The sequence below is a fragment of the Caenimonas soli genome (assembly GCF_013155545.1).
Taxonomy (GTDB): Bacteria; Pseudomonadota; Gammaproteobacteria; order Burkholderiales; family Burkholderiaceae_C; genus Ramlibacter; species Ramlibacter soli.
The window spans coordinates 267,545-293,646 of the sequence record NZ_JABJVV010000007.1; the positions used below are offsets into that span (position 1 = coordinate 267,545).

Below are 26,102 nucleotides of genomic sequence, written 5' to 3' on the forward strand. Positions count from 1 at the left end.
GTGAAAAAGCCGCCTGGGCCGAAGGCCGAGGCGGCTGGAAGCTGGAAGAAGGCTGTTTCAGCTCGTCGGAACGGCGCCTTTTGCTATCTTACGTGGCCAAGCCGTGGATCTTGCTCTTGGCGGTGCCTTTCAGGCTGGGATAGCGCACGTGCTCCACCAAGTCCTGGATCCGGGCGTTGGGGGCGGGCGTCACCAGGCTGACCAGGATGATGACCGCGAAGCCTAGCGGCACGCCGAACACCCCTGCCGAGATGGGCTGGATGCCCCACCAGAGTTCGATGGGCGAAGTCACGCCGAACACCCCGCGCAGCCAGGGCTGCGTCATCACCATGTAGTAGAGCGTGACTCCTAGGCCGGCCATCATGCCCAGCGACGCGGCGATGCCCGTGGCTCGTTTCCAGAAGATACCCAGGACCAGTGCCGGGAAGAACGACGCCGCCGCGAAGGAGAACGCCGCCGACACCAGGAACAAGATGTCCGCCGGTTTTTGCGCCGCAACCGCCGCAGCCGCGAGGGCCACTACCAGCAGCAGCATCTTGGACAGCGTCACCCGCCGTGCCGTGGAGGCATTCGGGTCGATCATCTTGTAGTACAGATCGTGGCTGAGGGCGTTGGCGATGGTCAGCAGCAGGCCGTCGGCAGTTGACAGCGCGGCTGCCAGGCCGCCGGCGGCCACCAGGCCGGAGATCACATAGGGCAGCCCACCGATTTCCGGGGTGGCCAGCACGACGATGTCGCCGCCGATGGTGATTTCGCCGATCTGCAGGATGCCGTCCTTGTTGAGGTCCACCACGTTCAGCAGGGTCGGGTCTACGCGCTGCCAGCTGGCGATCCACGCCGGTAGCTTGTCGAATGGTGTTCCCACCAGGACGTTGAACACCTCGTACTTCACCAGCACGGCCAGGGTCGGGGCCGTGAAATACAGCAGGAAGATGAAAAACAGCGACCAGGTCACCGAGTCCCGCGCTTCTTTCACGCTGGGGGTCGTGTAGTACCGCATCAGGATGTGCGGCAACGCCGCGGTGCCCACCATCAGGCAGAAGATCAGGGCCAGGAAGTTTCGCCGGGAGGTGTCGAAGGCGTCCTTGGCCTTGGGGTCGCCGTTCGGGTCGCCGGCGAACTGCTGCGCGTGGCGCGGCATGCCGCCCAACGGCTTGGCCCGGTTTTCTGCGGCGGTCTTGGCCGCGGTCCAGGTCTTCCTTGCCGCGGCCTCGTCCTTCGGCACCGCCGCAAGTTCCTTCTCGGCCGCCGTCAGCTGCGACGCCAAGGCGTTGTTGGCCTTGAGGTCGGCAACCTTCTTCTCTGCGGCAGCCCGGTCGGCAGCGAGGGCCGTCTTCGGGTCCTTCAGCTTTTCACCCAGCGCCGCAGCGCGATCCGAATAGACCTTGATGACTTCCAGCTCCTTCGGATCCTTCATCAGCACGGCTTCTCGCGCGGTGACCTGCTCTAGCTTGTACCCGTAAACCACTTGCGGAACCGGGACGTTGCTTTGCTTCATGCCCAACCAGATCACCGGGATCATGTAAGCAATGATCAGGATGATGTATTGCGCAACCTGAGTCCAGGTTACAGCGCGCATCCCGCCGAGGAACGAACACACCAAGATGCCGCCGAGGCCCAGGAAAATCCCGATCTCGAAGGCCACGCCCGTCAGCCGGGTGGTGATGATGCCCACGCCGTAGATCTGCGCCACCACATAGGTGAAGGAACACAGGATGGCCGCCACGATGCCTATGAAGCGCGGCAGGTTGCCGCCGTAGCGCTCGCCCAAGAAGTCGGGGATGGTGAACTGCCCGAATTTGCGCAGGTAGGGCGCGAGGAAAAGCGCGACCAGGCAGTAGCCGCCGGTCCAGCCCATGATGAAGGCCAGGCCGCTGTAGCCAGTGAGGTACAAAGTGCCCGCCATGCCGATGAACGACGCGGCCGACATCCAGTCCGCCCCCGTGGCCATGCCGTTGTAGACGGCAGGGACGCGGCGACCGGCGACGTAGTATTCGGCGGCGTCCGTGGTCCGGCTCATGATGCCGATGCCGGCATACAAGCCGATGGTGGCAAGCAGGAAGATGAAACCGATCCACTCGCGTTTCAGCCCGAATTGCTCCAGGATGGCCAGCACGATCACGAAGGCGATGAATCCGCCCGTGTAGAACGCGTAGACCTTGTTGAGTTGTTTGCGAAACGCCGCATTGGCGGCGGTGCCGGTGGCATTGGTGGAAGGTGAGAGCATGGCCATGGTTATTCCTCCTCGGCGACGCCGAATTCCTGGTCCAGCTTGTTCATGTAGCGAGCGTAGTACCAGATGATCAGTACATAGATGATCAGTGCACCCTGAGCGCCCATCCAGAAGCTGAAGGGCCAACCGAAAAAGCGGAAGTTCAGGTCGCGGGCCATGTAGCCCACCACATAGGTCACCACGAACCATATAGCCATCAGGATGGCCGTGATGGTCAGGTTTTTCCGCCAGTACAGGCGGTGCCTTTCAGTTAGTTGCATGCCATTGTCTCCTTTGAACCCTTTAGCGGTCCTGGTTAGCTGCCACTCAGCGACCCTCCACCACGAATGCAGTGGCCTGCAACGGGTCACACCTCGCAAAGTACCCTCTCAGCTGGCGGGCGAGACAAAAATACCCGTCTCGCGTTCCAGCTGGGCGGCCACTTTGGGCTCGAACTTCTTGAGGTGCCGGATGATTTTCCGGGCCTCATCGGGTTCGTGCCGGTCCACATGGACCCGGGCAAGCTGATACCAGCCGTACGGGCTCATGGGTTGCAATTGGGTGTTCTTCTTGAGGGCCACGACGGCTTCATCGAAGCGCTCCAGCCTGATCAAGGCCAGGCCCAGCCCATACCAGGCGCGGTCCAGTTCGGGGGCCAGTTCTGTAGCGCGCCGCAAAGCGGCTTCGGACTGTTCGTAGTCGCCCAGTTCCTCGAGGACGAAACCGTAGTTGAACCAATGCTTGCCGTCGGTCGGCTCGATCTCGAGGAGCTGCTTTAGGGTCTGGGCCGCGGCGCGCCGTTTTCCGAGCTGCGCCTGGAGATGCCCCTTACTCGCCAGAAAATAGGGATCGCTCGGGAATTCAGCCAGCGCGGACTCGAACAGGGCAAGCGCGGATTCACGCCGGCCGGCCACCAGCAACGCCAGGGCGGTCCACTTCACGCCGCGACGGCGCAGGCTTTGCATTATTTGCACAGCTCCACCCCGATCCGGACGCAGATGTTGATCTTCGCCACCGTAGCTGCGATCCAGACGAAGGACATGAGCAGGAACGCCACGAGAGGCACGTGGCGGTCGATGACGATCTTGGGAGTGACCAGGCGCGTCGCCGTCACGAACGGGCGGGTTAGCACTTGAAGCAGCTGGTAGAACAGATTCTGCTCTTTCTTGGCCCCGGCGAGCAGGCCAAGCAGCCACTGACCAGCCATGGCCAGAAGCGCGATTTCGGCCAAGAGCTTGACGATGCTGACCAGCGTTAGCAACCTGTCTCCACTTTTTTGCGTTCATGCATGGTTCAAATCATGGCTTACTCATTCCTTACAACGGAGCCGGCTCGGACGTAAACCCCCTCAGGGATTACCCGTCTGCGGCGGGCGAGGGATCGTTGCGCGTTTGCACTGCAGCCTATGACTGAGGTGAGACTCCCACTCGACGGCTGCAGGTCATCTACTTACACTGAACTGACAAAACATTCGGGGGCAACGTGATGCAGAAGAACCTCGTCTATCACAAGTCGGCCAAAGGCACGGAAGCCATCTCGACGCGCCAGCACGGGTTGACTCCCAAACTGCGCTCGATGCTGATACTGGTCGACGGCAAGCGGAGCTTAGAGGATCTGGCCAAACTTTCCCAGCTGAACGACACCGAGCAGTTGTTGGGCCACTTGCTTGATCAGGGCTTCATCGAACCTGGGGCAGCCGCGGTGCCCATTGCTCCCGTCTCGTCCGCCCCCGCCCCGCTTGCGGCCGCCACCGGGCAGCGCGCGACCAGCCTGACGGAAGCTCAGCGCTTCGCGGTGCGCCGGCTGACGGACGTCATGGGACCGAACGCCGAGGAGCTTTGCCTGCGAATAGAGGCGGCGCGTAACGTCCATGATTTGCAGGTGGCCGTGGCAAGGGCTGAAGGCACATTGCGCCAATTCGTCAATTCGCACACCGCGGCGCAGTTCATGGCCGACATCCAGGCCCACATGCCCGCGGCCTCCTAGTCGGCGCGCAAGGTCAGCAAGCTCACGATGAAGGCGACCGCGAAGCCCGCTGCGACGCCGAAAACGCCCGCCGACAGCGGCACGATGCCAAACCATAGCTGGGGATCCGGCGACAGCTTGAGAAAAGCCCTGATCGTCGGCGAGTTGACCAGCATGTAGTAGATCGTGATCCCCAGCCCGGACAGCATGCCGGCAACCGCTCCGGCGCGTGTGGCGCCCTTCCAGAAAATGCCCAGCACCATGGCGGGCACGAAGGCCGAGGCTGCCAACGAGAATGAAGCGGAAACCAGCGGCAGGATGTCGGCGGGCTTGAGCGAGGCCACCATCGCGGCCACCAACGCCACCGCCAGCAGGGCAAACTTGGACAGGATCACCCGCTGTTCGGGCGTGACGTGGTGGCTGATTTCCTGGGAATACACGTCACGGACCATCGCATTGCTGATGGTGAGCAGCAAGCCGTCCGCCGTGGACAGGGCCGCCGCCAGCCCTCCCGCCGCCACGAGGCCGGACACCACGTAAGGCATGCCGCCGATCTCGGGTGTCGCCAGCATGATGATGTCGGCGCCCAGCCGGATTTCGCCGAACTGGACGATCCCGTCGCCATTGACGTCGCTCACCGAGATGAGGGAAGCATCCACCTTGCCCCATTGAAGGATCCAGGACGGCAGCGCATCGAAGCTGCTGCCCACCAGGCTTTGCATCACTTCGTACTTCACCAGCACGGCTAGGGCGGGCACGCTCAGGTACAGCAAGGCGATGAAGAACAGGGCCCAGCCGACCGAGGACCGGGCCTCGGCCACGGTGGGGGTGGTATAGAAGCGCGTCAACAGGTGGGGCAGGCCCGCCGTCCCGACCATCAGGCAGAAAATCAACGCCAGGTAGTTGCGGCGCGACAGATCGAAAAGCTCCTGCTGCTCGGGAGTGCCGTCGGGGTCACCGGCAAAGGCCTGTCCGTGCGGCAGCAGCCCGCCCAGGGGCTTGGCCCGCTCATGGCTTTCGTGCATGGCTCGGGTCCAGAGTTCGCGCGCTCCCGTTTCCGTGCGCGGCAGCGCAGCCAGTTCGCGGTTGGCCGCAACGATGTGGGCCGAGTCGGCGTTCTGCGCCTTGAGCTGGCGGATCCGTTGCTGGGCGGCCGCGCGCTCGCGTTGAAGCGAGCCTTCGATGTCCGACAGGCGCGCCTGGTATTCGGCCGCCCTTCGCTTGTACTCCGCCTGCACCTGCTTCTCGGCCGGAGAATCCATCAAGGTCTTCTCGATCTCGGTGATCTTCTGCAGTTGCTTGCCATAGACCAGCGGCGCCAGGGGGTTGCCCAACTGCTTGTAGGCCAGCCACGACACCGGGATCAGGAACGCCAGCAGCAATATCACGTATTGGGCGACCTGGGTCCAGGTGATGGCGCGCATGCCGCCGAGGAAGGAGCAAAGGAGCACGCCGCCCAGACCAAGCAGGATGCCGATCTCGAACTGCACGCCGGTCAGGCGCGAAGCGATCAGTCCGATGCCGTAGATCTGGGCCACGACGTAGGTGAACGAGCACAACATCGCGGAGAAAGCGGCGATCAGCCGGGGCCAGCGCCCGCCATACCTGGCCGCGAAATAGTCGGGCACCGTGTACAGGCCGAGCTGGCGCAGGTAAGGCGCCACCAGCAGCGCGACCAGGCAGAAGCCGCCGGTCCAGCCCAGCACATAAGCCAGCCCACCGGGATGCGTTGCCGAGCCCGAGAAGCCCTGGAGGTAGAGCCCGCCGGCGAGGCTGATGAAGGAGGCCGCACTCATCCAGTCGGCGGCCGCCGCCATGCCGTTGTACATGGGCGGGATGCGCCGGCCGGCCACGTAGTACTCCTCGGGATCGGTCGTGCGGCCGTAGATGCCGATGGCGGCGTAGATCATCACCGTGGAAAACAGGAAGATCGGTCCCAACCAGTGGCGCGAAAGTCCGTTGCGCTCGGCCCAGGCCATGAGGCCCAGAACAACGCACAGGCCCACGACGTACAGCGTGAGAATGCGTGCAAGCCGCTGCTTGTACGCGGCGTAGTCGCGGTTATCGCCCATTATTCTGTGGAAGCTCCTCGGTGCGCGCATCATCGCACCGAGGCCGCCGCCGGCCAACAGGGTATGCGCTAGCGGCCGGCGAGTTGCTGCCAGGTCGTGATCACGCTGTCCGGATTGAGGGAGATCGAGGAAATACCCTCATCCGCCAGCCACTGCGCGAAGTCCGGGTGGTCGCTGGGGCCCTGCCCACAGATCCCGACGTACTTGCCCTGGGCCTTGCACGCCGAGATGGCGCGAGTGAGCAGCGCCTTCACGGCGGGATCGCGCTCGTCGAAATCCGCAGCGAGCAGTTCCAGCCCCGAGTCGCGGTCCAGGCCCAGCGTGAGCTGGGTCAGGTCGTTGGAGCCGATGGAGAAACCGTCGAAGTACTTCAGGAACTCGTCGGCCAGGATGGCGTTGCTGGGCACTTCGCACATCATGATGACCTTCAAGTCGGCCTCGCCGCGCTTCAGGCCATGCTGGGCCAGCAGTTGCGTGACCTTGTCGGCCTGCCCCAACGTACGCACGAACGGCACCATGACCTGCACGTTGGTCAGGCCCATGTCGTTGCGCACGCGGCGCAGCGCCTCGCATTCCATCGCGAACGCCTCCTTGAATTCGCCGCTGATGTAGCGCGCCGCGCCACGGAAGCCGAGCATCGGATTCTCTTCCTCGGGCTCGTAGCGCGAGCCGCCAATGAGCTTGCGGTACTCGTTGGACTTGAAGTCCGAGAGGCGCACGATCACCGGCTTGGGCCAGAAGGCGGCGGCGATGGTCGCCACGCCTTCGGCCACCTTGTCCACGTAGAAGGCCCGGGGCGATGCGTGGCCGCGGGCCACGGATTCAACCGCCTTCTTGAGGTCGGCATCGACGTTGGGATAGTCGAGGATGGCCTTGGGGTGCACCCCGATGTTGTTGTTGATGATGAATTCCAGCCGCGCCAGGCCCACGCCTTCGTTGGGCAGCTGAGCGAAGTCGAAGGCCAGCTGGGGATTGCCCACGTTCATCATGATCTTGGTCTTGATGCTGGGCATCTCGCCGCGCTGCACCTCGCTGACCTCGGTCTCCAGCAGGCCGTCGTAGATGAAGCCGGTATCGCCCTCGGCGCAGCTCACCGTCACCAGCGTGCCCTCGCGCAGCAATTCGGTCGCATCGCCGCAGCCGACCACCGCCGGGATGCCCAGCTCGCGGGCGATGATGGCGGCGTGGCAGGTGCGGCCGCCTCGGTTGGTGACGATGGCGCTGGCGCGCTTCATCACCGGCTCCCAATTGGGATCGGTCATGTCGGTCACCAGCACATCACCGGCCTGGACCTTGTCCATCTCCGAAATGTTGTGCACCAGGCGCACCGGGCCGGTGCCGATCTTCTGGCCGATGGCCCGCCCTTCGGCCAGTACGTTACCGCGGCCCTTGAGCTTGTAGCGCATCTCGGCCTTGCCCTGCTGCTGGCTCTTCACCGTTTCGGGACGGGCCTGCAGGATGTAGATGTGGCCATCGGTGCCGTCCTTGCCCCACTCGATGTCCATAGGACGGCCGTAATGGCGCTCGATAACCAAGGCGTAGCGGGCCAGCTCTTCCACCTCGGTATCGGTCAGCGAATAGCGGTTGCGCTGCTCCAGCGGAACGTCGGTGGTCTTCACGAGCTTGCCGGTGGCGGCCCGTTCGTCGGCGCCGGCGAACACCATCTGGATCAGCTTGGACCCCAGGTTACGGCGGATCACTGCGCGCTTGCCCGCGGCCAGCATGGGCTTGTGCACATAGAACTCGTCGGGGTTCACCGCGCCCTGCACCACCGTTTCGCCCAGGCCATAGCTGGAGGTGATGAACACGACTTCCTGGAAACCCGATTCGGTGTCGATGGTGAACATCACGCCCGCGGCGCCCAGGTCGCTGCGCACCATGCGCTGCACGCCCGCCGACAAGGCCACGTCGGAATGCGCGAAGCCCTTGTGGACGCGGTAGCTGATGGCGCGGTCGTTGTACAGGGAGGCGAACACCTCCTTCATCTTGTGCAGCACTTCTTCGATGCCCACCACGTTCAGGAAGGTCTCCTGCTGGCCGGCGAACGAGGCATCGGGAAGGTCTTCCGCCGTGGCCGATGAACGGACGGCGAAGCTCGCCTGCTTGTTCTCGCCCGACAATGTGACGAACGCCTCGCGGATCGCTTTTTCCAGGTCCGCCGGAAACGGCTGGGCCTCGATCCAGGAGCGAATCTCCGCGCCAGCGACGGCCAGGGCCCGAACGTCCTCGGTGTCGAGCGTACTCAGCCGCGCGCTGATTCGTTGCGCCAGCCCGGCGTGGGCGAGGAACTGGCGGAAGGCGTGCGCGGTCGTGGCAAAACCCGTTGGGACGCGCACGCCCTGGGGTAGCTGGGAGATCATCTCGCCGAGGCTGGCGTTCTTGCCGCCGACCGCCTCGACATCGCTCATTCTCAGGTTTTCAAACGGAACGACCAGGGCGGTCGCGCTGAAAAGTGCAGACATGGGAAAACTCCAAAAGTAAAAACGGGGTCTGCGCTCCAGCGGAGCGGCGCGGCATGACGAAGCGGACGGCTTTGGTCTTGTTGGAATGGGCCGGGACGGGTCATGCGCGAAGGAATTGGATAATTGGCGTCATTGTAGGCGCCGCCGCCCATCTTGCGGCTTGCAGCAATCTGAAAGAATTACATGCACACCCGCACCGTTTTCTACATCTCCGACGGCACCGGCATCACCGCAGAAACCTTCGGAAACGCCATCCTGGCGCAGTTCGAGTTCAAGCCCCGCCACGTTCGCCTGCCTTTCATCGACAGCGTGGACAAGGCGCACCAGGTGGTGCGGCAGGTCAACCACACCGCGGAGATCGAGGGCCGCAAACCCATCGTCTTCACCACGCTGGTGAATGCGGAAATCCTGCAGGTTATCGAAAACGGCTGCAAGGGAATGCTGCTGGACATGTTCGGAACCTTCGTGCGGCCGCTGGAAATCGAGCTGGCGATCAAGTCCAACCACCGCATCGGGCGATTCTCGGACGTGAGCAAGAGCAAGGAATATCACGACCGTATCGAAGCCATCAACTTCAGCCTGGCCCACGACGACGGGCAGTCCAATCGCGACCTGGAGCAGGCCGACGTGATCCTGGTGGGCGTGAGCCGCAGCGGCAAGACCCCCACTTCGCTGTACCTGGCGATGCAATATGGCCTGAAGGCCGCCAACTACCCCCTCATTCCCGAGGACTTCGAGCGCCAGCAGCTGCCTACGGCGCTGGTGCCGCACCGCAAGAAGATCTTCGGCCTGACCATCCAGCCCGAGCGCCTGGCCGAGATCCGCAACGAGCGGCGCCCCAACTCGCGCTACGCGGCCCTGGAGAACTGCCGCATGGAAGTCGGCGAAGCGGAGGCTATGATGCGCCGGGCCGGCATCCGCTGGCTCAGCACCACCACCAAGTCCATCGAAGAGATCGCCACCACGATCCTGCAGGAAATCCGGCCCGAGCGGCTGGAGTACTGAGCCCCATAGGCATTTCCTAATCCCGTCATTCGGTCAATAAATTGGCCTGATGCGGGGAGCATCCGTACTATCCATAGGCGTTTGCAATCAATTCATCTAAATCAACAGAGGAAAACTAATGTCACTGATCAACACCCAAATCACTCCCTTCCAGGCGACCGCCTATCACAACGGCAAGTTCGTCCCCGTCAGCGAGGAGAACTTCAAGGGCAAGTGGTCGGTTGTGGTGTTCTACCCCGCTGACTTCACGTTCGTCTGCCCGACCGAGCTGGGCGACCTGGCCGACCACTACGACGAATTCAAGCGCCTGGGCGTGGAAATCTACGGCGTGTCCACGGACACCCACTTCACCCACAAGGCCTGGCACGACACCTCCGACACCATCCGCAAGGTCAACTACCCGCTGGTCGGCGACCCCAACCACCAACTGGCGAGCTTCTTCCAGGTCCTGATCACCGAAGGTGAAGACGCCGGCCTGGCGCTGCGCGGCACGTTCGTGATCGACCCCAAGGGCCGCATCAAGACCATTGAAGTTCATGACAACGGCATCGGCCGCGACGCCACCGAAACGCTGCGCCGCGTGAAGGCAGCCCAGTACATCGCCGCCCACCCCGGCGAAGTGTGCCCCGCCAAGTGGAGCGAAGGCGCCGAGACGCTGACGCCCTCGCTGGACCTGGTCGGGAAGATCTAACCGAAGAAAGAAGGAGCGGTCCATCATGCTCGACGCCAACCTGAAAGCGCAACTGGGCGCCTACCTTCAGCGGATCGAAAATCCGGTGGAGATCGTCGCTTCCCTCGACGACACGGAAGCATCGGCCAAGCTTCGCGATCTGATCAAGGACATCGCCGAGGCGTCGCCCCTGATCCAGGTGGTGGAAACGCGCGGTGGACCGCACCGTACGCCCTCGTTCTCGGTCAACCGGCCGGGCGAGGCCGGCGGCCTGCGCTTCGCGGGCCTGCCCATGGGCCACGAATTCACCTCGCTGGTACTGGCACTGCTGCAAGTGGGCGGTTATCCGCCGAAGGTCGATGAAGCCATACTGAAACAGATACGCGAGCTCGAGGGCGACTTCGAGTTCGAGATCTACATCTCCCTCACCTGCCACAACTGCCCGGACGTCGTGCAGGCGCTGAACCTGATGGCGATCCAGAACCCGCGCATCAAGACGACAATGATCGACGGCGCGCTGTTCCAGGACGAGGTGAAGGAACGCCAGGTGATGGCGGTCCCCACCGTGTTCCTGAACGGCACGCACTTCGGCCAGGGTCGCATGAGCCTGGAGGAAATCCTGGCGAAGATCGACACCGGCGGAGCCGCCCGTGAAGCGGAGAAGATCGCCGCCAAGGAACCCTTCGACGTGCTGATCGTCGGCGGCGGTCCCGCCGGCGCAGCGGCCGCGGTGTATGCGGCGCGCAAAGGCATCCGCACCGGCGTCGCTTCGGAACGCTTCGGCGGCCAGGTGCTGGACACGCTGGGCATAGAGAACTTCGTCTCGGTGAAGGAAACCGAAGGGCCCAAGTTCGCCCACGCCCTGGAAGAACACGTGCGCCACTACGACGTGGACATCATGAACCTGCAGCGCGCCAAGGCGCTGGTGCCGGCTTCCGGCCTGATCGAGGTGCAGCTGGAAAGCGGCGCTTCCCTCAAATCGCGCACGGTGATCATCACCACCGGCGCACGCTGGCGCAACATCAACGTGCCGGGCGAAAAGGAGTACCGCAACAAGGGCGTCGCCTACTGCCCGCACTGCGACGGCCCCTTGTTCAAGGGCAAACGCGTCGCGGTGATTGGCGGCGGTAACTCCGGAGTGGAAGCCGCCATCGACCTGGCGGGCCTCGTGGCGCATGTGACGCTGGTCGAATTCGACACGCAGCTGCGCGCGGACGCCGTGCTGCAGCGCAAGCTGGCCACCTTGCCCAACGTCACGGTCATCCTGAATGCGCAGACCACGGAAGTCACCGGCGACGGCCAGAAGGTCAACGGCCTGGTCTACAAGGACCGTGCGTCCGGCGAATCGAAGCGGGTGGAACTCGAGGGCGTCTTCGTGCAGATCGGGCTCGTGCCCAACACCGAATGGCTCAAGGGCGCCGTCGAGCTTTCGCGCCACGGCGAGATCATCGTGGATGCCAGGGGCCAGACCTCGCTGCCGGGTGTGTTCGCCGCGGGCGACGCAACCACGGTGCCGTTCAAGCAGATCATCATCGCCGCGGGCGATGGTGCCAAGGCGGCGCTGGGCGCATTCGATCACCTCATGCGCAGCTGAATGGGTCACAATCTCCCGCGAGAATAATTCGCGGGAGTTCCCATGCAAGGCGATCCTCAAGTCATCCAGCACCTTCAAGCCCAGCTCAGGAATGAGCTGACGGTGACCAACCAGTACTTCCTCCACTATCGAATCCTCAAGCACTGGGGGCTCGAAAAGCTGGCGAAGAAGGAGTACGAGGAATCCATCGGCGAGATGAAGCACGCCGACCGCCTGATGGAGCGCATCCTGATGCTGGACGGCCTGCCCAATCTGCAGGACCTGGGCAAACTCCTGATCGGCGAGGACGTGCCGGAAATCCTCGACTGCGACCTGCGCAGCGAGCGCGGCGCCCAGGCGGCGGTCAAGGAAGGTATCGCCCACTGCGAAAGCGTGCGCGATTATGTTTCTCGCGAAATCCTCGAGGACATCCTGCAGGACACCGAGGAGCACATCGACTTCCTGGAAACGCAGATCGACCTGCTCGCCAAGGTCGGACTGCAGAACTACCTGCAGTCGCAGATGGGCGGCGCGAGTTAACACTTTCAGCTAACCTAGGGAATCTGCCTAATGCCGAGCTGAGCCGATAGTGGTGTCATTGCCTTCCCCGGAAGGAGGGTGCCATGGCTCATGCTGCGGATAGTTCGCCGTACACGGCGGCGATCGAGGGTGAACTCGCCCGGGCGCATGAAGCGCTCGCGGCGCTGCGTCAGTCGCAAGCGCTGCTGCTGTCCACGCTGGATGCCGCCAGCAACGGCATCCTCACGCTCCAGTATTCGGACAACGCCTTCTTCTACAACATCCGGTTCGTCGAGCTGTGGGGCATCCCCGAGGACAAGCTCAGCGACATGGACGTGCAGGCGCTGGCGGACTTCCAACTGACCCGGGTGAAGGACCCGCAGGGCTGGCTCCAGCGTGCACAGCATTGCCTCGACAACCCGGACGAGGAACACCGCTGCGTGGTCGAGCTGAAGGACAGCCGGGCGTTGGAGTGTCATGTCCTGCCGCAGCGTATAGCTGGTCGTTGCGTGGGAAGCGTAGTCACCTTCCGCGACATCACCGAGCAAAGGCGCCATGAACAGGAGATTCGCCGGGCCCGGGATATGGCGGAGGAAGCCACGCGCATGAAGTCGGAGCTCCTGGCCAACATGAGCCATGAGATCCGCAGCCCTATGAACGCGATCATCGGGCTGTCAGACCTTGTCCTGAAGACCGGGCTGGCCCCGCGCCAGCGCGACTACATCCAGAAGGTGCGGGCTTCCGGTCAGTACCTCCTCGGCATCGTCGACGACATCCTGGACTTCTCGAAGGTCGAGGCGGGCAAACTGGACCTGGCGAACGAGGACTTCCAGCTGGAACAGCTGCTGGGCCACACCGCTAGCTTGGTCAGCGAAAAATGCCATGCCAAGGGACTGGAACTGGTGTTCGACGTCGCCCCGGACGTTCCGGGCCGCCTGGTTGGCGATTCGCTGCGGCTGGGACAGATTCTGCTGAACTACGCCAACAACGCCGTCAAGTTCACGCGCAAGGGAGAAGTTCTCGTCTCGGTGCGTGCCAGCGAGCGCACCGAGCGCGATGTGCTGCTGCACTTCCGAGTGCGCGACACCGGGATCGGACTCACGGGCGAACAGCAGGGGCGGCTGTTCCAGAGCTTTACCGAGGGCGACGCGTCCGCCAACCGCAAGTTCGGCGGCACCGGGCTGGGTCTGGCCATTTGCAAGCGTCTGGCCGCCCTGATGGGAGGCGAAGTGGGCGTCGAAAGCGGCTATGGCAGTGGCAGCACTTTCTGGTTTTCGGCGCGGCTGGGCATCGGCCAGGCTGCCGGGCGCGAGCTGCTTCCCAGCCCCGACTTGCGCGGCCGGCGTGCCCTGGTGGTGGACGACAACGAACACGCGCGCGCGTCTATCGCGGCGATGCTGCAAGCCATGACGTTCACCACCGCGGAAAGCGCCGACGGGGCGGCGGCGGTCGACGCGGTGCGTCGTGCCGCCGGTGAAGGCCGGCCTTACGACATCGTGTACATGGATTGGCGCATGCCCGGAATGGACGGCATCGAGGCGGCGCGGCAAATCCGCGCCCTGGGCCTGAAGTTGCCGCCCTTGCTGCTGATGGTTCCTGCCTACGGCGAGGAAACGCTGGAGAAGGCGGCACAGGACGGGATTACGAGCGTCCTGACCAAGCCGGTCAGCCCCTCGCTGCTGTTCGACGCGACCATGAGCGCCATGGGTGCGGCCCGGCATCCCGGCACGCAGGACCTTGACGTCTACCTGCGGCGGCAGATACCCCCATGCCGGACCGCCCCCTCGCCCGCCGCCCAGTATCCGCGTGTCGACCTGCCGGAGGACATAGCCGGCCTGGACACGGCTCTGGGCTTGGCGAACATGGCGGGCAAGACGGGCTTGTACATGGCCATTCTTCGGCGCTATGTCGACGGCCAACGCGAAATCGGCTCGCAGATGCGGCGCGCCCTCGGCAGGGGCAATCGCGCCACCGCGCACAAGCTCGCGCACGCGCTCAACGGCTTGTCGGCCAATATCGGCGCCGTGCATGTCCAGCAGCAGGCCGCAGTGCTGGAGGAGGCCATTCGCGGCGGCGAACCGCTGGAGGCCTTGCAGATGCGGCTGGTCGAACTCGAGCTGCCGTTGCACGGCCTCATCGAGTCGCTGGAAGCTCAATTGGGCAGCGCCAGCGGGCCCGCGCCCGACGATCACGACTCCCCGTCGCAGCTCGATCTACTCGGATGCAAATAAGATTGATTCGCATTTAATGTAGAATCCGGCCTGACCCGGCCAGCCAAGTATTTCGCACGGTTCGTGCGCCAGCCAGCCTCTTGTTGAACCCAGCCCGCATCGCGCGGGCTTTCGTTTGGAGGCCATCTTGGCGCACAGTCCTGCTCGTTCCGTTTCCGATTCTTCGCTCCTCCCCCTGGGCGCGCTCATGCTGGCCGCATCGGTCAGCAGCTGGGCCCAGACCACTCCCTCCGACGCCCGGACGCTGCCGGCCGTTACCGTCAGGGAAAAGGCCGAGGCGCCCGAGGGCAAGGAAGCCTTACGCGCCACCACCACGACCATCGGCAAGGGCAACCAGGAACTGCGCAATATCCCGCAGTCGATCACCATCGTCACCGAGAAACTGATCGACGACCGCAACCTGGACACGATGAAGGACGTGCTGCGCAACACGGCGGGGATCACCTTCCAGGCGGCCGAAGGTGGCGAGGAGGACATCCGCCTGCGCGGCTTCTCGCTGGCCGGCACCGGCGACATCTTCGTCGACGGCATGCGCGACCCGGCCTTCTACGACCGCGACACCTTCAACAACGACCGCATCGAGGTGCTGCGCGGTTCGGCCTCCATGCTGTTCGGGCGCGGCTCCACGGGCGGCGCCGTGAACCAGGTGAGCAAGGTGCCGCGCCTCATCACGGAACACGAGGTCACGACCACGCTAGGCAGCCATTCGTATCGCCGGGTCACGGGCGACTTCAACATCAAGACCGGCGAAAACGCGGCACTGCGCCTGAATGCCATGGCCACCAAGGCCGACAACAACGGGGCCGGCAGCAGCATCGACAAGAATGGCCTGGCCGCCGCGTACCGCTTCGGCATTGGAACGGCCGACGAGTTCATGGCGAGCCTCTACTACCTGAACAACGACAACGGCATCAACTACGGCCTGCCCTGGATCAAGCCGCGCGCAAGCGACACCAGCGCAGCCAACACCATCATCGGCAGCCTGGATCCCACGGCCTACTACGGCATGGCCAGCGATTACAACGCCGGCAGCGCGACGATGGCGACCTTCAGCCACGTGCACCGCTTCGGGCTCGCCAGCGAGCTGAAAACGCAGGTGCGCAAGGGACGCTTCGAACGCGATCAGCGCGCCAGCACCATTCGCTTCGCATCGGCGGCCACCGATCTGACGAACTTTGGACCAAACACGGCGTTTCGCCGCGGCACGCCGCTGAAGATCCAGGACGTGGATACGCTCCACGCACAGAGCGATCTCAGCACCCGCTTCCAGGTCCTCGGCGTGAACCACGACTTGCAGACCGGGGTGGACTTCGCCCGCGAAGAAAAGACCGTTCACCTGGCGCGCACGGCGGCCCAAGGGGGCGTGAACCTGGTCAAGCCCGACACGCGGGCAGGAACACCGGATGACGGCGCCGCGATCGACGAGGCCACACGCGTGCTGCGGGTGGGCAACCAGTTCGTGGCCAAGAGCTGGGGCGTCTACGCGCAGGACCTGGTGCAGGTCGCGCCGCACTGGAAAGTGCTGGGCGGTCTGCGCTACGACAACCTCGACGGCCAATACGATTCGCTCGCCATCCCGACGGCCGCGCCCGGCCCGGTGACGGCCACGAGCTACAGCCAGAAGATCTCCAAGGTCAGCAAGCGCCTGGGCCTGCTTTTCCAGCCCTCCGACCGGCATTCGTTCCATCTCTCCTACGGCACGTCGTTCAACACATCGGGCGACACGTATTCGTACAACGCCCTGAGCGCCAACACGCCACCGGAGCAAAGCGAGAACATCGAGCTGGGCGCCAAGATAGATTCGGCCGACAAGCGCTTCTCCACCCGCTTCGCCATCTTCCGCGCAACCAAGAAGAACGAACGCAACACCGACCCCGACACCGCCGCCACGCGCCTGCTGCTTTCCGGCAAGCGCCATACCGCGGGCTTCGAGGTCGATGTCGTCGGCCGGCTGACGCCCCAATGGGAAGTCTTCGGCTCGTACACGTGGATGCCAATCGCACGCGTCGATGTGGCCGCTTCGACCGTTACCACCGCGGGCAACCGTGTCGGCGACCGCCCGGGCCTCAGCCCCAAGCACAGCGGCACGGTGTGGACGACCTACCAGCTCACGCCGCAATGGCGAGTCGGCGGCGGCCTGACCTTCCGTGGCAAACAGGCGCCCGCCGATGTGACCGCCCCGGCTTGGGAGGCACCCGGTTTCGTGACGGCCGATTTGATGGCCGAGTACTTGATCAACCAGCAGTTCAGCGTCAAAGCCAACCTCAGCAACGTGGCCGACAAACTCTATGCCGAATCGCTCTACCGAGGCCATTACGTGCCGGGCGCGGGGCGGCTGCTGCAAGTAGCCCTGACCGCCAGGTTCTAACCATCCACAGCAAAGCCGCCGCCATGCTTCTTATCCTTCCCCAACTCCTCAGCGACAGCGAACTGGCGCAAGCCCGCGCCGTCCTGGCCACCGCTCCCTGGGCCGACGGCCGCGTCAGCGCCGGGCCGCAGGCCGCCCAGGTGAAGAACAACGAGCAACTGCCCGCCGGCTGCGATGCCGCGCGAGCGGTGGGCGCGCTGGTGTTGGGCGCGCTCGACCGTTCGCCGCAATTCCTGGCGGCCGCCCTGCCCCGCAAGGTCTTCCCGCCGCGCATCAATCGGTACAGCGGCGGCGCCAACTACTACGGCCGGCACGTCGACAGCGCCATCCGCTTCACCGAGGGCGGTGTCCGGGTGCGTACCGATATCTCCTGTACCGTGTTTCTCTCCGATCCGGACGACTACGACGGCGGGGAGCTCACGGTCTACGAGGCCGGCACCACGCGCCAGATCAAGCTGCCGGCGGGCCACGCGGTGCTGTACTCGGGAACGCATGTCCACGAGGTCACGCCGGTCACCCGAGGTGAGCGCCTGGCCGCCTTTTTCTGGATCGAAAGCATGGTGCGCAGCGATGCGCAGCGCCGCCTGCTGCACGAGTTCGATCTGGCGTTGACGGACCTGAGGGGGCGGGACGGCGAGAGCGACACCACCGTCGCTCTCACCGGCACCTATCACAACCTGCTGCGGATGTGGGCCGAAACCTGAGCCCGAGCGGCCGCAACCCAAGCAGGGTTATTGCAAATGCGATCGATTCGCATTTATACTCTACCCACTTCATCAATTAGCCCAGCCAGAGCCTTTCCCGCCATGATCGTCTGCGTTTGCCACCGCGTTTCCGACCGCGAAATTGCCCGCCATGTTCGAGCCGGGATGGATTTCGACGACATCCAGTTCGAGCTGGGCGTGGCCACGCAGTGCGGCCAATGCGAAAGCTGCGCCCGCGACGTGGTGGCCCAGTGCAGCGCCGCCGCACCGGTGGCCGCCATCCAGCTCGCTTCCTCCATCACGGAAGGCAGAGCATGGACTTCGCAGCAGGCCTTGGGGCCAGTCTGATCCTGGTAGTGATTGCTGCACGGTGGGTTCTGCGCGGCTAGCGCGCAGCCTGTGCCCTCCTACACTATGGCATTGCCCGTTTCCTCCTACCTGCCGGTGCGACAACTCAACCGCAACATCGTCATTGGCGGCAGTGTGGTTCTGTTCCACGTCGCCGCGCTGTGGGCCTTGCAAAGCGGCCTGCTGCGCCGCGCCGTGGAAATCGTGGTGCCGGTCGCGATCCTGAGCGATATCGTCACGCCGCCCATGCCCAAAGCCGAGCCGGTGCCGCAGCCGCCAGTGCCCAAGCCGCCTGAGCCCGTCAAGCCGGTGGTCCGCAAGGTAGAACGCGCCCAGCCGCCCACTCCACAGCCCGTGGCCGTCCCCAGCCCCGCCCCGGCGCCCCAGGCGCCTACTGGCGTGGAAACACAGGCCCCAGTTGCTCCTGCCGCCCCCGCGGTCACCGCGGCGTCACCCGCGCCCAGCCCTGCCCCCGCCAAGGTGGAACTGCCCTCGAGCGACGCCGACTACTTGCGCAACCCGGCGCCCAGCTACCCGCCCATGAGCAAGCGCCTGGGCGAGCAGGGCAAGGTCCTGGTGCGCGTTCTTATCGGCGCGGATGGCACGCCGCAGAAGGCGGAGCTCAAGCGCTCCAGCGGGTTTGATCGCCTGGACCGCGCGGCCCTCGAATACGTCATGAAATGCCGCTACGTGCCAGGCAAGGTGGCAGGGGTGCCGCAGGCCATGTGGCACGAAGCCCCGGTCAATTTCGTTCTTGAATAGTCTTGCGAGTAACAACAACATGAACACTCAATTCGGCCTGATCAACCTGTGGACCCAGGGCGACCTCATCACCAAGGGCGTCGCCCTGCTGCTCCTGGCCATGTCGCTTGCAACCTGGATGGTGATCATCATCAAGGCGCTGGACCTGCGCAAGATCGCCGCCCAGGCCCGGGCCACGGAAAGCTTCTGGCACGCCGCCGACTTTGCCGACGGCCTGAACAAGCTGGGCGCCGATCCGGCCAATCCCTTTCGCGCGCTGGCCGTGGAGGGCCGCGAGGCCACGGCACACCACCATGCCCAGCAGCAGCTGCATGATTCGCTGGACGTCAGTGAATGGCTCAGCCGCTCGCTGCGCAATTCCATCGACGAGTCCACCGCTCGACTGCAAGCCGGCCTGGCGGTGCTGGCTTCGGTGGGTTCCACCGCGCCATTCATCGGCCTGTTCGGCACCGTGTGGGGCATCTACCATGCGCTGATGTCCATCAGCGCGGCCGGGCAAGCCACCATCGACAAGGTAGCCGGGCCGATTGGCGAGGCGCTGATCATGACGGCACTGGGCCTGGCGGTAGCAATTCCCGCCGTACTCGGCTACAACGCCCTGGTGCGCGGCAACAAGGCCATCCTGAACAAGCTGAATCGCTTCTCGCACGACCTGCATGCCTACTTCTTGACCGGCGCGCGGGTGTCTTCCAACGGCGACACGAAGGTCGTCCCGATGAAGAACCGGAGCTGACATGGCCTTCGGAACCCAAGACGAAACAGACGACGTCATGAACGAGATCAACATGACGCCCCTGGTCGACGTCATGCTGGTGCTGCTGATCATCTTCATCATCACGGTGCCGGTGATGAAGCACTCGGTCAACGTGGATCTGCCGCAAGCCAGCAGCCAGCCGCAGGACCCGAAGCCGCAAACTCTGCGCCTGTCCGTGGATGCCCAGGGCGCCTACTTCCTGAATGAAGCGCGCATCGACGACAAGGACCTGCCGCGCCTGCTCAAAGTGGAGGCGGCCAAGGACCCCCAACCCGAACTGCACATCCGCGGCGACAAGGAAGTGCGCTATGAGCGCGTCGCCCAGGCAATGGCGGCCGCGCAGCAATCGGGCCTGCGCAAGATCGGGTTCATCACCGAGCCCAAAGCGAACTAGGCCTGCCGTGACCCAGAGCGAAACAAACGGCGTCGTCGGTCAGGCTCAGGCCCAATCTTCACAGGCTCCGCAGCCGGCACAGGGCGGGCCCCTGGACAGTTCCAAGCTCCTGCGCGGCGCCAAGAGCGTCGAAATCAGCCACAACGGCGCGGTCTACCGTCTCCAGGCCACCCGGCTGGGCAAACTCATCCTGACCAAATAAACTGACTAAGAGAGGCCCAGGGCGGCAATTCCGGCGCGGGCGATCTGGGCATCTTCGGTGGACTTCACGCCACTCACGCCCACGGCGCCCAGGCATTGGCCGTCCTTGATGATGGGCACGCCGCCCTCGAGCAGGCCCTTCAGGTCCGGCGCACTCAGGAAAGATACCCGGCCGCCATTGACCATTTCTTCGTAGACCCGGCTTTCGCGCCGGCCCAGCGCGGCGGTGTTGGCCTTGGCGGGGGCGATATGCGCGGAAATGGGCGCCGCGCCGTCCAGGCGCTGCAGCCACAGGAGGTGGCCGCCGTCGTCCACGATGGCGATCGACACGGCCCATTGATTCTTGGTCGCCTCAGCTTCGGCAGCGGCAGCGATGGCCTTTATATCGGCGAGTTCGAGGGTGGCTTTGTTTTTCATGAGCGTCGGTTGCGAAAGGGAAACTGCGAGCATAACGGCTGCCCCGCCTTGAGAAAAAAGAACTCCCCCTGGCGCCTTGGGCTTGAACCAACCTAGAATGCGCCCATCTAACTGCCGTCAGGCTTATAGGAGAGTTGGATATGAATGAGCAAGTTCGCACCGTAGATTACGGCTACGCCCTCCCGGCGGAGCAGCGCAACAGAGTCCTGCGCAATACCTACTGGCTACTCGCACTCAGCCTCCTGCCCACGGTGCTGGGCGCCTGGGTCGGCGTGGCCACCGGCGTCACCCGGGGCTTGACGGGCGGCATTGGCCTGATGGTCTTCCTGGGCGGCGCCTTCGCCTTCATGTTCGCCATCGAGAAGACCAAGAACTCCGCGGCCGGCGTTCCGGTCCTGCTGGCGTTCACCTTCTTCATGGGCCTGATGCTTTCGCGCCTTATCGCGGTGATGCTGGGATTCAAGAACGGTCCCAGCCTCATCATGACGGCCTTCGGCGGTACGGCTGGCGTGTTTTTCGTGATGGCCAGCCTGTCCACGGTGATCAAGCGCGACCTGTCGGGAATGGGCAAGTTCCTGTTCGTGGGCGCCTTGGCGATCATGATCGGCGCCATCATCAACGTGTTCGTCGGTTCCACCGTCGGCATGATGGTGATCAGCGTGATGGCAATCGGCATCTTCAGCGCCTACATGCTGTATGACCTCAAGCAGATCATCGACGGCGGCGAAACCAACTACATCAGCGCCACCCTGGCCCTGTACCTGGACATCTTCAACGTGTTCCAGAGCCTGCTGGCGCTGCTGGGGCTTGCCGGCGGCGAACGCGAGTAAGCGTCACGCCACCAAACGGAAAAAGGGCCTGCGGGCCCTTTTTTCATACCCGCTCGAAAACCGCCATGCTTTCAACATGCGCCGTGTGCGGGAACATGTTGACGACGCCCGCCGCCGTGCAGCGGTAACCCGCCTGGTGCACCAACAGACCGGCGTCGCGCGCCAGGGTCGCCGGGTTGCAGCTGACATAGACGATGCGGGCAGGCGGCGTCCAGCCGACTCCCAGTTCGGGTTGCTGGTGCAGGTCCGCCATTGCCTTGGCCAGCGCGAAGGCGCCCTCCCGCGGCGGATCCACCAGCCAGCGCTCCGCCACCCCGTCGGCGACGAGCTGCTGCGGCGTCATCTCGAACAGGTTGCGTGCCGCGAACAGGGCAGTTCCCAGCGGTGGCCCTTTCCGCACCATCGACTTGTTGCGCTCATAGTTTTCGCGGGAGCGCGCCACCAGCGTTTCACTGCCCTCGATCCCCAGTACCTCGCGCACCCGGGTGGCAATGGGCAGCGTGAAATTGCCGAGCCCGCAAAACCAGTCGATGACACGCTCACCCTGCTGCGCGTCGAGCAGCCGCAAGGCGCGCGAAACCAGCACCTGGTTGATGTACGGGTTGACCTGGGTGAAATCCGTGGGCTTGAAAGGCATGGTGATGCCGAATTCGGGCAGCGAGTAGCTGAGTGCGGGCCCGCCCTCGTCCAGCAGCTTCACGGTGTCCGGCCCTTTGGGCTGCAGCCACCACTGGACGCCGGGGTGATCTGCCGCGAATGCCCGCAGTTTCGACAGATCGCCGTCGCTGAGGGGCTCCAGGTGACGCAGCACCAGTGCCGTCACCTCGTCGCCGCAAGCCAACTCGATCTGCGGGCAGGTTTCGATGGCCTCCAGCGAGCCAATCAGCACGCGCAACGGCAGCAGCAGATCGCTCACATGCGGTGGCACGACGTGGCATTCGCGGATGTCCGCCACGTACCGGCTCTTGCGTTCATGAAAGCCGACCAGCACCGTGCCCTTCTTGCGCACGTGGCGAACCGAGAACCGCGCCCGCCAGCGGTAACCCCAGGCCGGCCCTTCGATGGGCCGCAAGATGGTTTCTGCCTTCACCTTGCCCAGGTGCCAGAGGTTGTCCTCGAGCACCCGTTGCTTGATCGCGACCTGGGCACCCACGTGCAGATGCTGCATCTTGCAGCCGCCGCAGGCGCCCTCGTGCAATCCGAAGTGCGGGCAGCGCGGGCGCACCCTCTGGGACGACTCGTGGTGGATCGCCGTCAGGCTCGCCTGCTCCCAGTTGTTCTTCTTGCGGTTGACGTTGGCGGACACCAGTTCGGACGGCAGGGCGCCGTCGATGAACACCACCTTGCCGTCCGCTCGACGTGCCACGCCCTGCGCGTCGATGTCGAGCGCGTCCACTAGTAACCAGCCTTCGGGCAAGGCGGCCTTTTTCTCGATCTCTACTGTCATCCCCCGATTCTCTCAGGTGCATACTTTCTGCCCGAACCGAAGGGGAAAACGCATGGAGATCCGCATCTGCATCGACGTCGACGACCTGGAACGCGGCATCGCCTTCTACACGCAGGGCCTGGGCCTGCGCATGGGCAGGCGGCTGGGCAATGACTGGGTCGAACTGCTAGGCGCAGGCAGCACCATCGACCTGCTGGCCAACGCCGCGGATACGGCGCCCCTGGGAGAAAGCCATCCCCAACGCCGCGATTACGCGCGCCATTGGACGCCGATCCATCTTGATTTCGTAGTGACCGAACTGGATGGCGTCGTGCAGAAGCTGGTGAGCCAGGGCGCCACGCTGGAGCGCCCGATCCAGGAGAGGAAATGGGGCCGGATGGCCAACCTGGCCGATCCGTTTGGCCACGGCCTGGATCTGCTGGAGTTCAGGGGTCGCGGGTACGACGAGTTACTGTCCCCAGGCGGCTAGGTATTCCTGCCAGTGCTGCTCCTGGGGCGCGAGATTTCCCAGAGTTGCCTTGACCATCGCTATTTCCTGGTCGTATTCCGCCTCCGTGAGGCCGCCGCGCATCTTCTGGAAGCGGCAGTACAGGAGGTAGGTGTTCATGACGTCCGTTTCGCAGTAGCGGCGGATGTCCTCGAGCTTGCCTTCGAGGAACGCGGAATAGACCTGCGAACCATCCATGCCCAGCTTGCCGGGGAAGCCGCAAAGTTTGGCCATGGCATCCAGCGGCGCGTTGTTCTTGGGCTGGTACATCGCGAGCAGATCCATCAGGTCCAGATGGCGCGTGTGGTAGCGGCTGATGTAGTTGTTGTACTTGAACTCGCGCGCATCCGAGCCGCCCTCCTCGCCCATGCACCAGTACTTGTCGGCGACGACGCCGTGGCGCAAACCCCGGTAGTGCAGAACGGGGAGGTCGAATCCGCCACCGTTCCAGCTGACCAGCTGGGGCACATGTTTCTCCAGCGTGTTGAAGAACGTCTGGATGACCTTGCCTTCGCTCGCATTGTCGCGGTCCACGAAGGAATGCACGCGAAGGCCCTCGGCGTTGCGGAACACGCAGCTGATCACGAGCACGCGCTGCAGGTGCAGCGGCATGAAGTCGTTCTGGCCCTTGTCCTTGCGCTCCTGGCACCAGCCCGCATAGACCTGCTCGTCGGAGGTCTCGGGAACAGCGTTGCGCAGCAGGCGCAAGCCCGCCACATCGGGGATCGATTCGATGTCGAAAACAAGTACAGGCCAGCTCATGCGCCCGACTTTATCAGCTAGAAGAGCGCTTCCTTGCTGATGCCGTTGCGCACCATGTGGCGCTTGAGTTTGAGCAGGGCCTCGTTCTGGATCTGGCGCACGCGTTCGCGCGTGAGTCCCAGCCGGTCGCTGAGCACTTCCAGCGTTTCCGGCTCGCGGTCATGCAGGCCGAACCGGCCCTCGAGCACTTCCTTTTCGCGGTTGGACAGCGCCTCGATCCAGTTGTTCAGGAGCCGCTCGACCTCGTGGTTCTGCGTGACCCCTGTGGGGTCGATCGCCAGCTCGTCGGCCATGGAATCGCCCAGGGTGTGTTCGTCGTCCATGCGGTCCATCGCTGCGTCCAGGGACCGCGGGGCCTCGGCCATGGCCAGCAACTCCGCTACTTCCTGGACGTCGCGGCCCAGCAAAGCTGCCACGTCCTCCACACGAACGCCTTCACCCTCGAAGCCGTTGCGCGTCGCGGCAAAGGCGGGATCGTTCTCGAGCGTACGGCGGGCACGCAGCACCTGCTGCAGCTCGCGCACCACATGCACCGGGAGCCGGATCACGCGGCCCTGGTTCATCACCGCGCGCTCGACCGCTTGGCGGATCCACCAGGTGGCATAGGTCGAGAAGCGGAAGCCGCGCTCGGGCTCGAACTTGTCGATCGCATGCATCAGGCCGAGGTTGCCTTCCTCGATCAAATCCGACAGCGGCACGCCTCGTCCCAGGTAGCCCTTGGCGATGCTCACCACCAGGCGCAGGTTGTGCTCGATCATGGACTGCCGGGCGGCGAAGTCGCCGCCGCGAGCGCGGGTGGCGGTCTCGAACTCTTCCTGCGCCGTGAAAAGCTGGGTGCGGCGCACGTCGCGCAGGTAGAGCGTCAGCGTGTCGCTGGATTCGCCTGCGATCTCGGCCGGGATGTCGCGGGGGTTGATCTCCGGCACATCCTGGGCGGCATTCGATCCGCCTTCGGCCATGGCGCCCGGCGCAGGCGCGCCGTCGTCCAGAGGCGCACTCGGAACGGCAGGCTTGCTGTATCCGTTGCGCTTTTTCATGCTACCTCGAGGGTAAATATTTGGCGGGATCGACGGGCTTGCCCTGCCGCCTGATCTCGAAATGAAGCTTGACGCGATCGGCGTCGCTGCTTCCCATCTCGGCAATCTTCTGTCCTTTGCGCACGGTCTGATCTTCCTTGACCAACAGGGCCTGGTTATGAGCGTATGCCGAAAGGAATGTGTTGTTGTGTTTCAGGATGATCAGGTTGCCATAGCCGCGAAGGCCGGCGCCTGCATATACAACGCGCCCGTCGGCAGATGCGAGCACAGGATCACCCGGCTTGCCCGCCAGGTCAAGACCCTTATTGCGTTGCTCGTCGAAACCGGCCAGCACTATGGCAGCGCCCGAAGTCGGCCAGCCCCAGGGGAGGTCGTCTTCCCCGGCCGACACGGCAGGCACATTGTTCGCGGGCGGCGCGACGGCGACAGGCGCCAAAGCCGTGCCACGGGGCGCGCTGGCAGCTGCGGTCGGCGTGCCGGCGACGGGTGCCGAGGCGCTGGGGGTCACCGGCCGGGCACCGGCAACCTCGGGGACCGAGCCGACCGGCGGAATCACACGCAGCACCTGGCCGACTTCGATGACATTGGGATTGTCGATATTGTTCCAGCGCGCGATGTCGCGCCAGTTCTGGCCGCTGTCCAGCGAAATGCGAATCAGCGTATCGCCTTGACGCACGGTGTAGTAACCCGGCTTGCCGGCGTTTTCAGCGCCGGGCAGTATCTTGGTGGGATCGGCTACGACCGCGGGCTGCGAACGCGCCCCGGCGCCGCGGTCCTCCACCGGCGCCGGCGCGCGTGAGCCCGAGGCACACCCGACGAGCAAAGCCGCTGCCAGCACCAACCCCGCCCACTTCCACCCCTGACCGCGCAACTCGAGCATCT

Annotated in this window: 26 protein-coding genes; 15 read left to right on the forward strand and 11 right to left on the reverse strand. The window is 64.3% G+C overall.

All coding sequences use genetic code 11. The features are described 5' to 3' along the window. Positions 1–88: 88 nt before the first annotated feature. The 4 genes from HNE04_RS13280 to HNE04_RS13295 form a co-directional block, all read right to left on the reverse strand. Positions 89–2,233, reverse strand: a complete 2,145-nt coding sequence (locus HNE04_RS13280) for a sodium:solute symporter family protein (protein WP_172219611.1) — start codon at positions 2,231–2,233, stop codon at positions 89–91. Positions 2,234–2,235: 2 nt separating this feature from the next. Then, on the reverse strand, positions 2,236–2,493 hold the full coding sequence (locus tag HNE04_RS13285) for a DUF4212 domain-containing protein (protein ID WP_172219612.1): 258 nt from the start codon (positions 2,491–2,493) through the stop codon (positions 2,236–2,238). Positions 2,494–2,601: 108 nt separating this feature from the next. After that, positions 2,602–3,177, reverse strand: a complete 576-nt coding sequence (locus HNE04_RS13290; RefSeq protein ID WP_172219614.1) for a tetratricopeptide repeat protein — start codon at positions 3,175–3,177, stop codon at positions 2,602–2,604. Further along, the gene (locus HNE04_RS13295; protein ID WP_172219616.1) at positions 3,177–3,473 is read right to left on the reverse strand and encodes a hypothetical protein; all 297 of its coding nucleotides are present in this window, start codon (positions 3,471–3,473) and stop codon (positions 3,177–3,179) included. The genes HNE04_RS13290 and HNE04_RS13295 overlap by 1 nt, the downstream gene beginning before the upstream one ends. A 224-nt stretch (positions 3,474–3,697) precedes the next feature. On the opposite strand from HNE04_RS13295, the gene HNE04_RS13300 reads away from it, so the two are divergent. Continuing rightward, the gene (locus tag HNE04_RS13300) at positions 3,698–4,198 is read left to right on the forward strand and encodes a hypothetical protein (protein WP_172219618.1); all 501 of its coding nucleotides are present in this window, start codon (positions 3,698–3,700) and stop codon (positions 4,196–4,198) included. Here HNE04_RS13300 and HNE04_RS13305 read toward each other — a convergent pair. Beyond that, positions 4,195–6,249, reverse strand: coding sequence for a VC_2705 family sodium/solute symporter (locus HNE04_RS13305; RefSeq protein ID WP_235964972.1), 2,055 nt, complete (start codon positions 6,247–6,249; stop codon positions 4,195–4,197). The two genes, HNE04_RS13300 and HNE04_RS13305, sit on opposite strands and share 4 nt — an antisense overlap. A gap of 68 nt (positions 6,250–6,317) precedes the next feature. Then, positions 6,318–8,711, reverse strand: a complete 2,394-nt coding sequence (ppsA, locus tag HNE04_RS13310; RefSeq protein ID WP_172219620.1) for a phosphoenolpyruvate synthase — start codon at positions 8,709–8,711, stop codon at positions 6,318–6,320. 183 nt (positions 8,712–8,894) lie between these two features. On the opposite strand from ppsA, the gene ppsR reads away from it, so the two are divergent. From ppsR to hemP, 12 genes are all read left to right on the forward strand, one after another. After that, positions 8,895–9,716, forward strand: coding sequence for a posphoenolpyruvate synthetase regulatory kinase/phosphorylase PpsR (gene ppsR / locus HNE04_RS13315; RefSeq protein ID WP_172219621.1), 822 nt, complete (start codon positions 8,895–8,897; stop codon positions 9,714–9,716). A 118-nt stretch (positions 9,717–9,834) separates the two neighbouring features. Further along, complete coding sequence (gene ahpC, locus HNE04_RS13320; RefSeq protein ID WP_172219622.1) at positions 9,835–10,407, forward strand: alkyl hydroperoxide reductase subunit C; 573 nt, start codon at positions 9,835–9,837, stop codon at positions 10,405–10,407. Positions 10,408–10,432: 25 nt separating this feature from the next. Further along, the gene (gene ahpF, locus HNE04_RS13325) at positions 10,433–11,980 is read left to right on the forward strand and encodes an alkyl hydroperoxide reductase subunit F (protein WP_172219623.1); all 1,548 of its coding nucleotides are present in this window, start codon (positions 10,433–10,435) and stop codon (positions 11,978–11,980) included. A 42-nt stretch (positions 11,981–12,022) separates the two neighbouring features. Next, positions 12,023–12,499, forward strand: a complete 477-nt coding sequence (bfr, locus tag HNE04_RS13330) for a bacterioferritin (RefSeq protein ID WP_172219624.1) — start codon at positions 12,023–12,025, stop codon at positions 12,497–12,499. 83 nt (positions 12,500–12,582) lie between these two features. Further along, positions 12,583–14,709 carry an ATP-binding protein gene (locus HNE04_RS13335; RefSeq protein WP_172219625.1) on the forward strand — a complete coding sequence of 709 codons (2,127 nt, stop codon included), beginning with the start codon at positions 12,583–12,585 and terminating at the stop codon, positions 14,707–14,709. A 187-nt stretch (positions 14,710–14,896) separates the two neighbouring features. Further along, positions 14,897–17,077, forward strand: a complete 2,181-nt coding sequence (locus tag HNE04_RS13340; RefSeq protein ID WP_172219627.1) for a TonB-dependent receptor — start codon at positions 14,897–14,899, stop codon at positions 17,075–17,077. Between the two features lie 23 nt (positions 17,078–17,100). Beyond that, entirely contained in the window at positions 17,101–17,781 is a 681-nt protein-coding gene (locus HNE04_RS13345) for a Fe2+-dependent dioxygenase (RefSeq protein ID WP_172219628.1), read from the forward strand. A 102-nt stretch (positions 17,782–17,883) separates the two neighbouring features. Then, positions 17,884–18,129 carry a (2Fe-2S)-binding protein gene (locus tag HNE04_RS13350; protein WP_172219630.1) on the forward strand — a complete coding sequence of 82 codons (246 nt, stop codon included), beginning with the start codon at positions 17,884–17,886 and terminating at the stop codon, positions 18,127–18,129. A 66-nt stretch (positions 18,130–18,195) separates the two neighbouring features. After that, complete coding sequence (locus HNE04_RS13355; protein ID WP_172219632.1) at positions 18,196–18,891, forward strand: energy transducer TonB; 696 nt, start codon at positions 18,196–18,198, stop codon at positions 18,889–18,891. Positions 18,892–18,910: 19 nt separating this feature from the next. Further along, positions 18,911–19,624, forward strand: coding sequence for a MotA/TolQ/ExbB proton channel family protein (locus HNE04_RS13360; protein WP_172219634.1), 714 nt, complete (start codon positions 18,911–18,913; stop codon positions 19,622–19,624). Position 19,625: 1 nt separating this feature from the next. After that, a complete protein-coding gene (locus HNE04_RS13365) occupies positions 19,626–20,039 on the forward strand; it encodes an ExbD/TolR family protein (RefSeq protein ID WP_172219636.1) in 414 nt (137 codons plus the stop codon). A 7-nt stretch (positions 20,040–20,046) separates the two neighbouring features. Then, on the forward strand, positions 20,047–20,241 hold the full coding sequence (gene hemP / locus HNE04_RS28405; protein ID WP_172219638.1) for a hemin uptake protein HemP: 195 nt from the start codon (positions 20,047–20,049) through the stop codon (positions 20,239–20,241). A 5-nt stretch (positions 20,242–20,246) separates the two neighbouring features. Here the strand turns inward: hemP and HNE04_RS13375 are convergent, their stop codons facing one another. Next, positions 20,247–20,657: a GlcG/HbpS family heme-binding protein gene (locus tag HNE04_RS13375; RefSeq protein ID WP_172219640.1), complete on the reverse strand. Its 411-nt coding sequence runs from the start codon at positions 20,655–20,657 to the stop codon at positions 20,247–20,249. A 140-nt stretch (positions 20,658–20,797) separates the two neighbouring features. Between HNE04_RS13375 and HNE04_RS13380 the strand changes: the two genes are divergently transcribed. Beyond that, complete coding sequence (locus HNE04_RS13380) at positions 20,798–21,487, forward strand: Bax inhibitor-1 family protein (protein WP_172219642.1); 690 nt, start codon at positions 20,798–20,800, stop codon at positions 21,485–21,487. Between the two features lie 43 nt (positions 21,488–21,530). On the opposite strand, the gene rlmD is transcribed toward HNE04_RS13380, so the two are convergent. After that, entirely contained in the window at positions 21,531–22,934 is a 1,404-nt protein-coding gene (gene rlmD / locus HNE04_RS13385; protein WP_172219644.1) for a 23S rRNA (uracil(1939)-C(5))-methyltransferase RlmD, read from the reverse strand. 52 nt (positions 22,935–22,986) lie between these two features. Here rlmD and HNE04_RS13390 point away from each other — a divergent pair, with 52 nt between their 5' ends. Continuing rightward, positions 22,987–23,403 (forward strand): VOC family protein, encoded by a 417-nt coding sequence (locus tag HNE04_RS13390; protein ID WP_172219646.1) that lies wholly within the window; start codon positions 22,987–22,989, stop codon positions 23,401–23,403. Here the strand turns inward: HNE04_RS13390 and HNE04_RS13395 are convergent. The 3 genes from HNE04_RS13395 to HNE04_RS13405 are packed head-to-tail and all read right to left on the reverse strand — an operon-like array spanning position 23,383 to position 26,100. Continuing rightward, positions 23,383–24,183: a 3'-5' exonuclease gene (locus tag HNE04_RS13395; protein WP_172219648.1), complete on the reverse strand. Its 801-nt coding sequence runs from the start codon at positions 24,181–24,183 to the stop codon at positions 23,383–23,385. The two genes, HNE04_RS13390 and HNE04_RS13395, sit on opposite strands and share 21 nt — an antisense overlap. Positions 24,184–24,200: 17 nt before the next feature. Next, entirely contained in the window at positions 24,201–25,220 is a 1,020-nt protein-coding gene (gene rpoS / locus HNE04_RS13400) for an RNA polymerase sigma factor RpoS (RefSeq protein WP_235964974.1), read from the reverse strand. A 1-nt stretch (position 25,221) separates the two neighbouring features. Further along, complete coding sequence (locus HNE04_RS13405; protein WP_172219715.1) at positions 25,222–26,100, reverse strand: peptidoglycan DD-metalloendopeptidase family protein; 879 nt, start codon at positions 26,098–26,100, stop codon at positions 25,222–25,224. Positions 26,101–26,102: the final 2 nt, after the last annotated feature.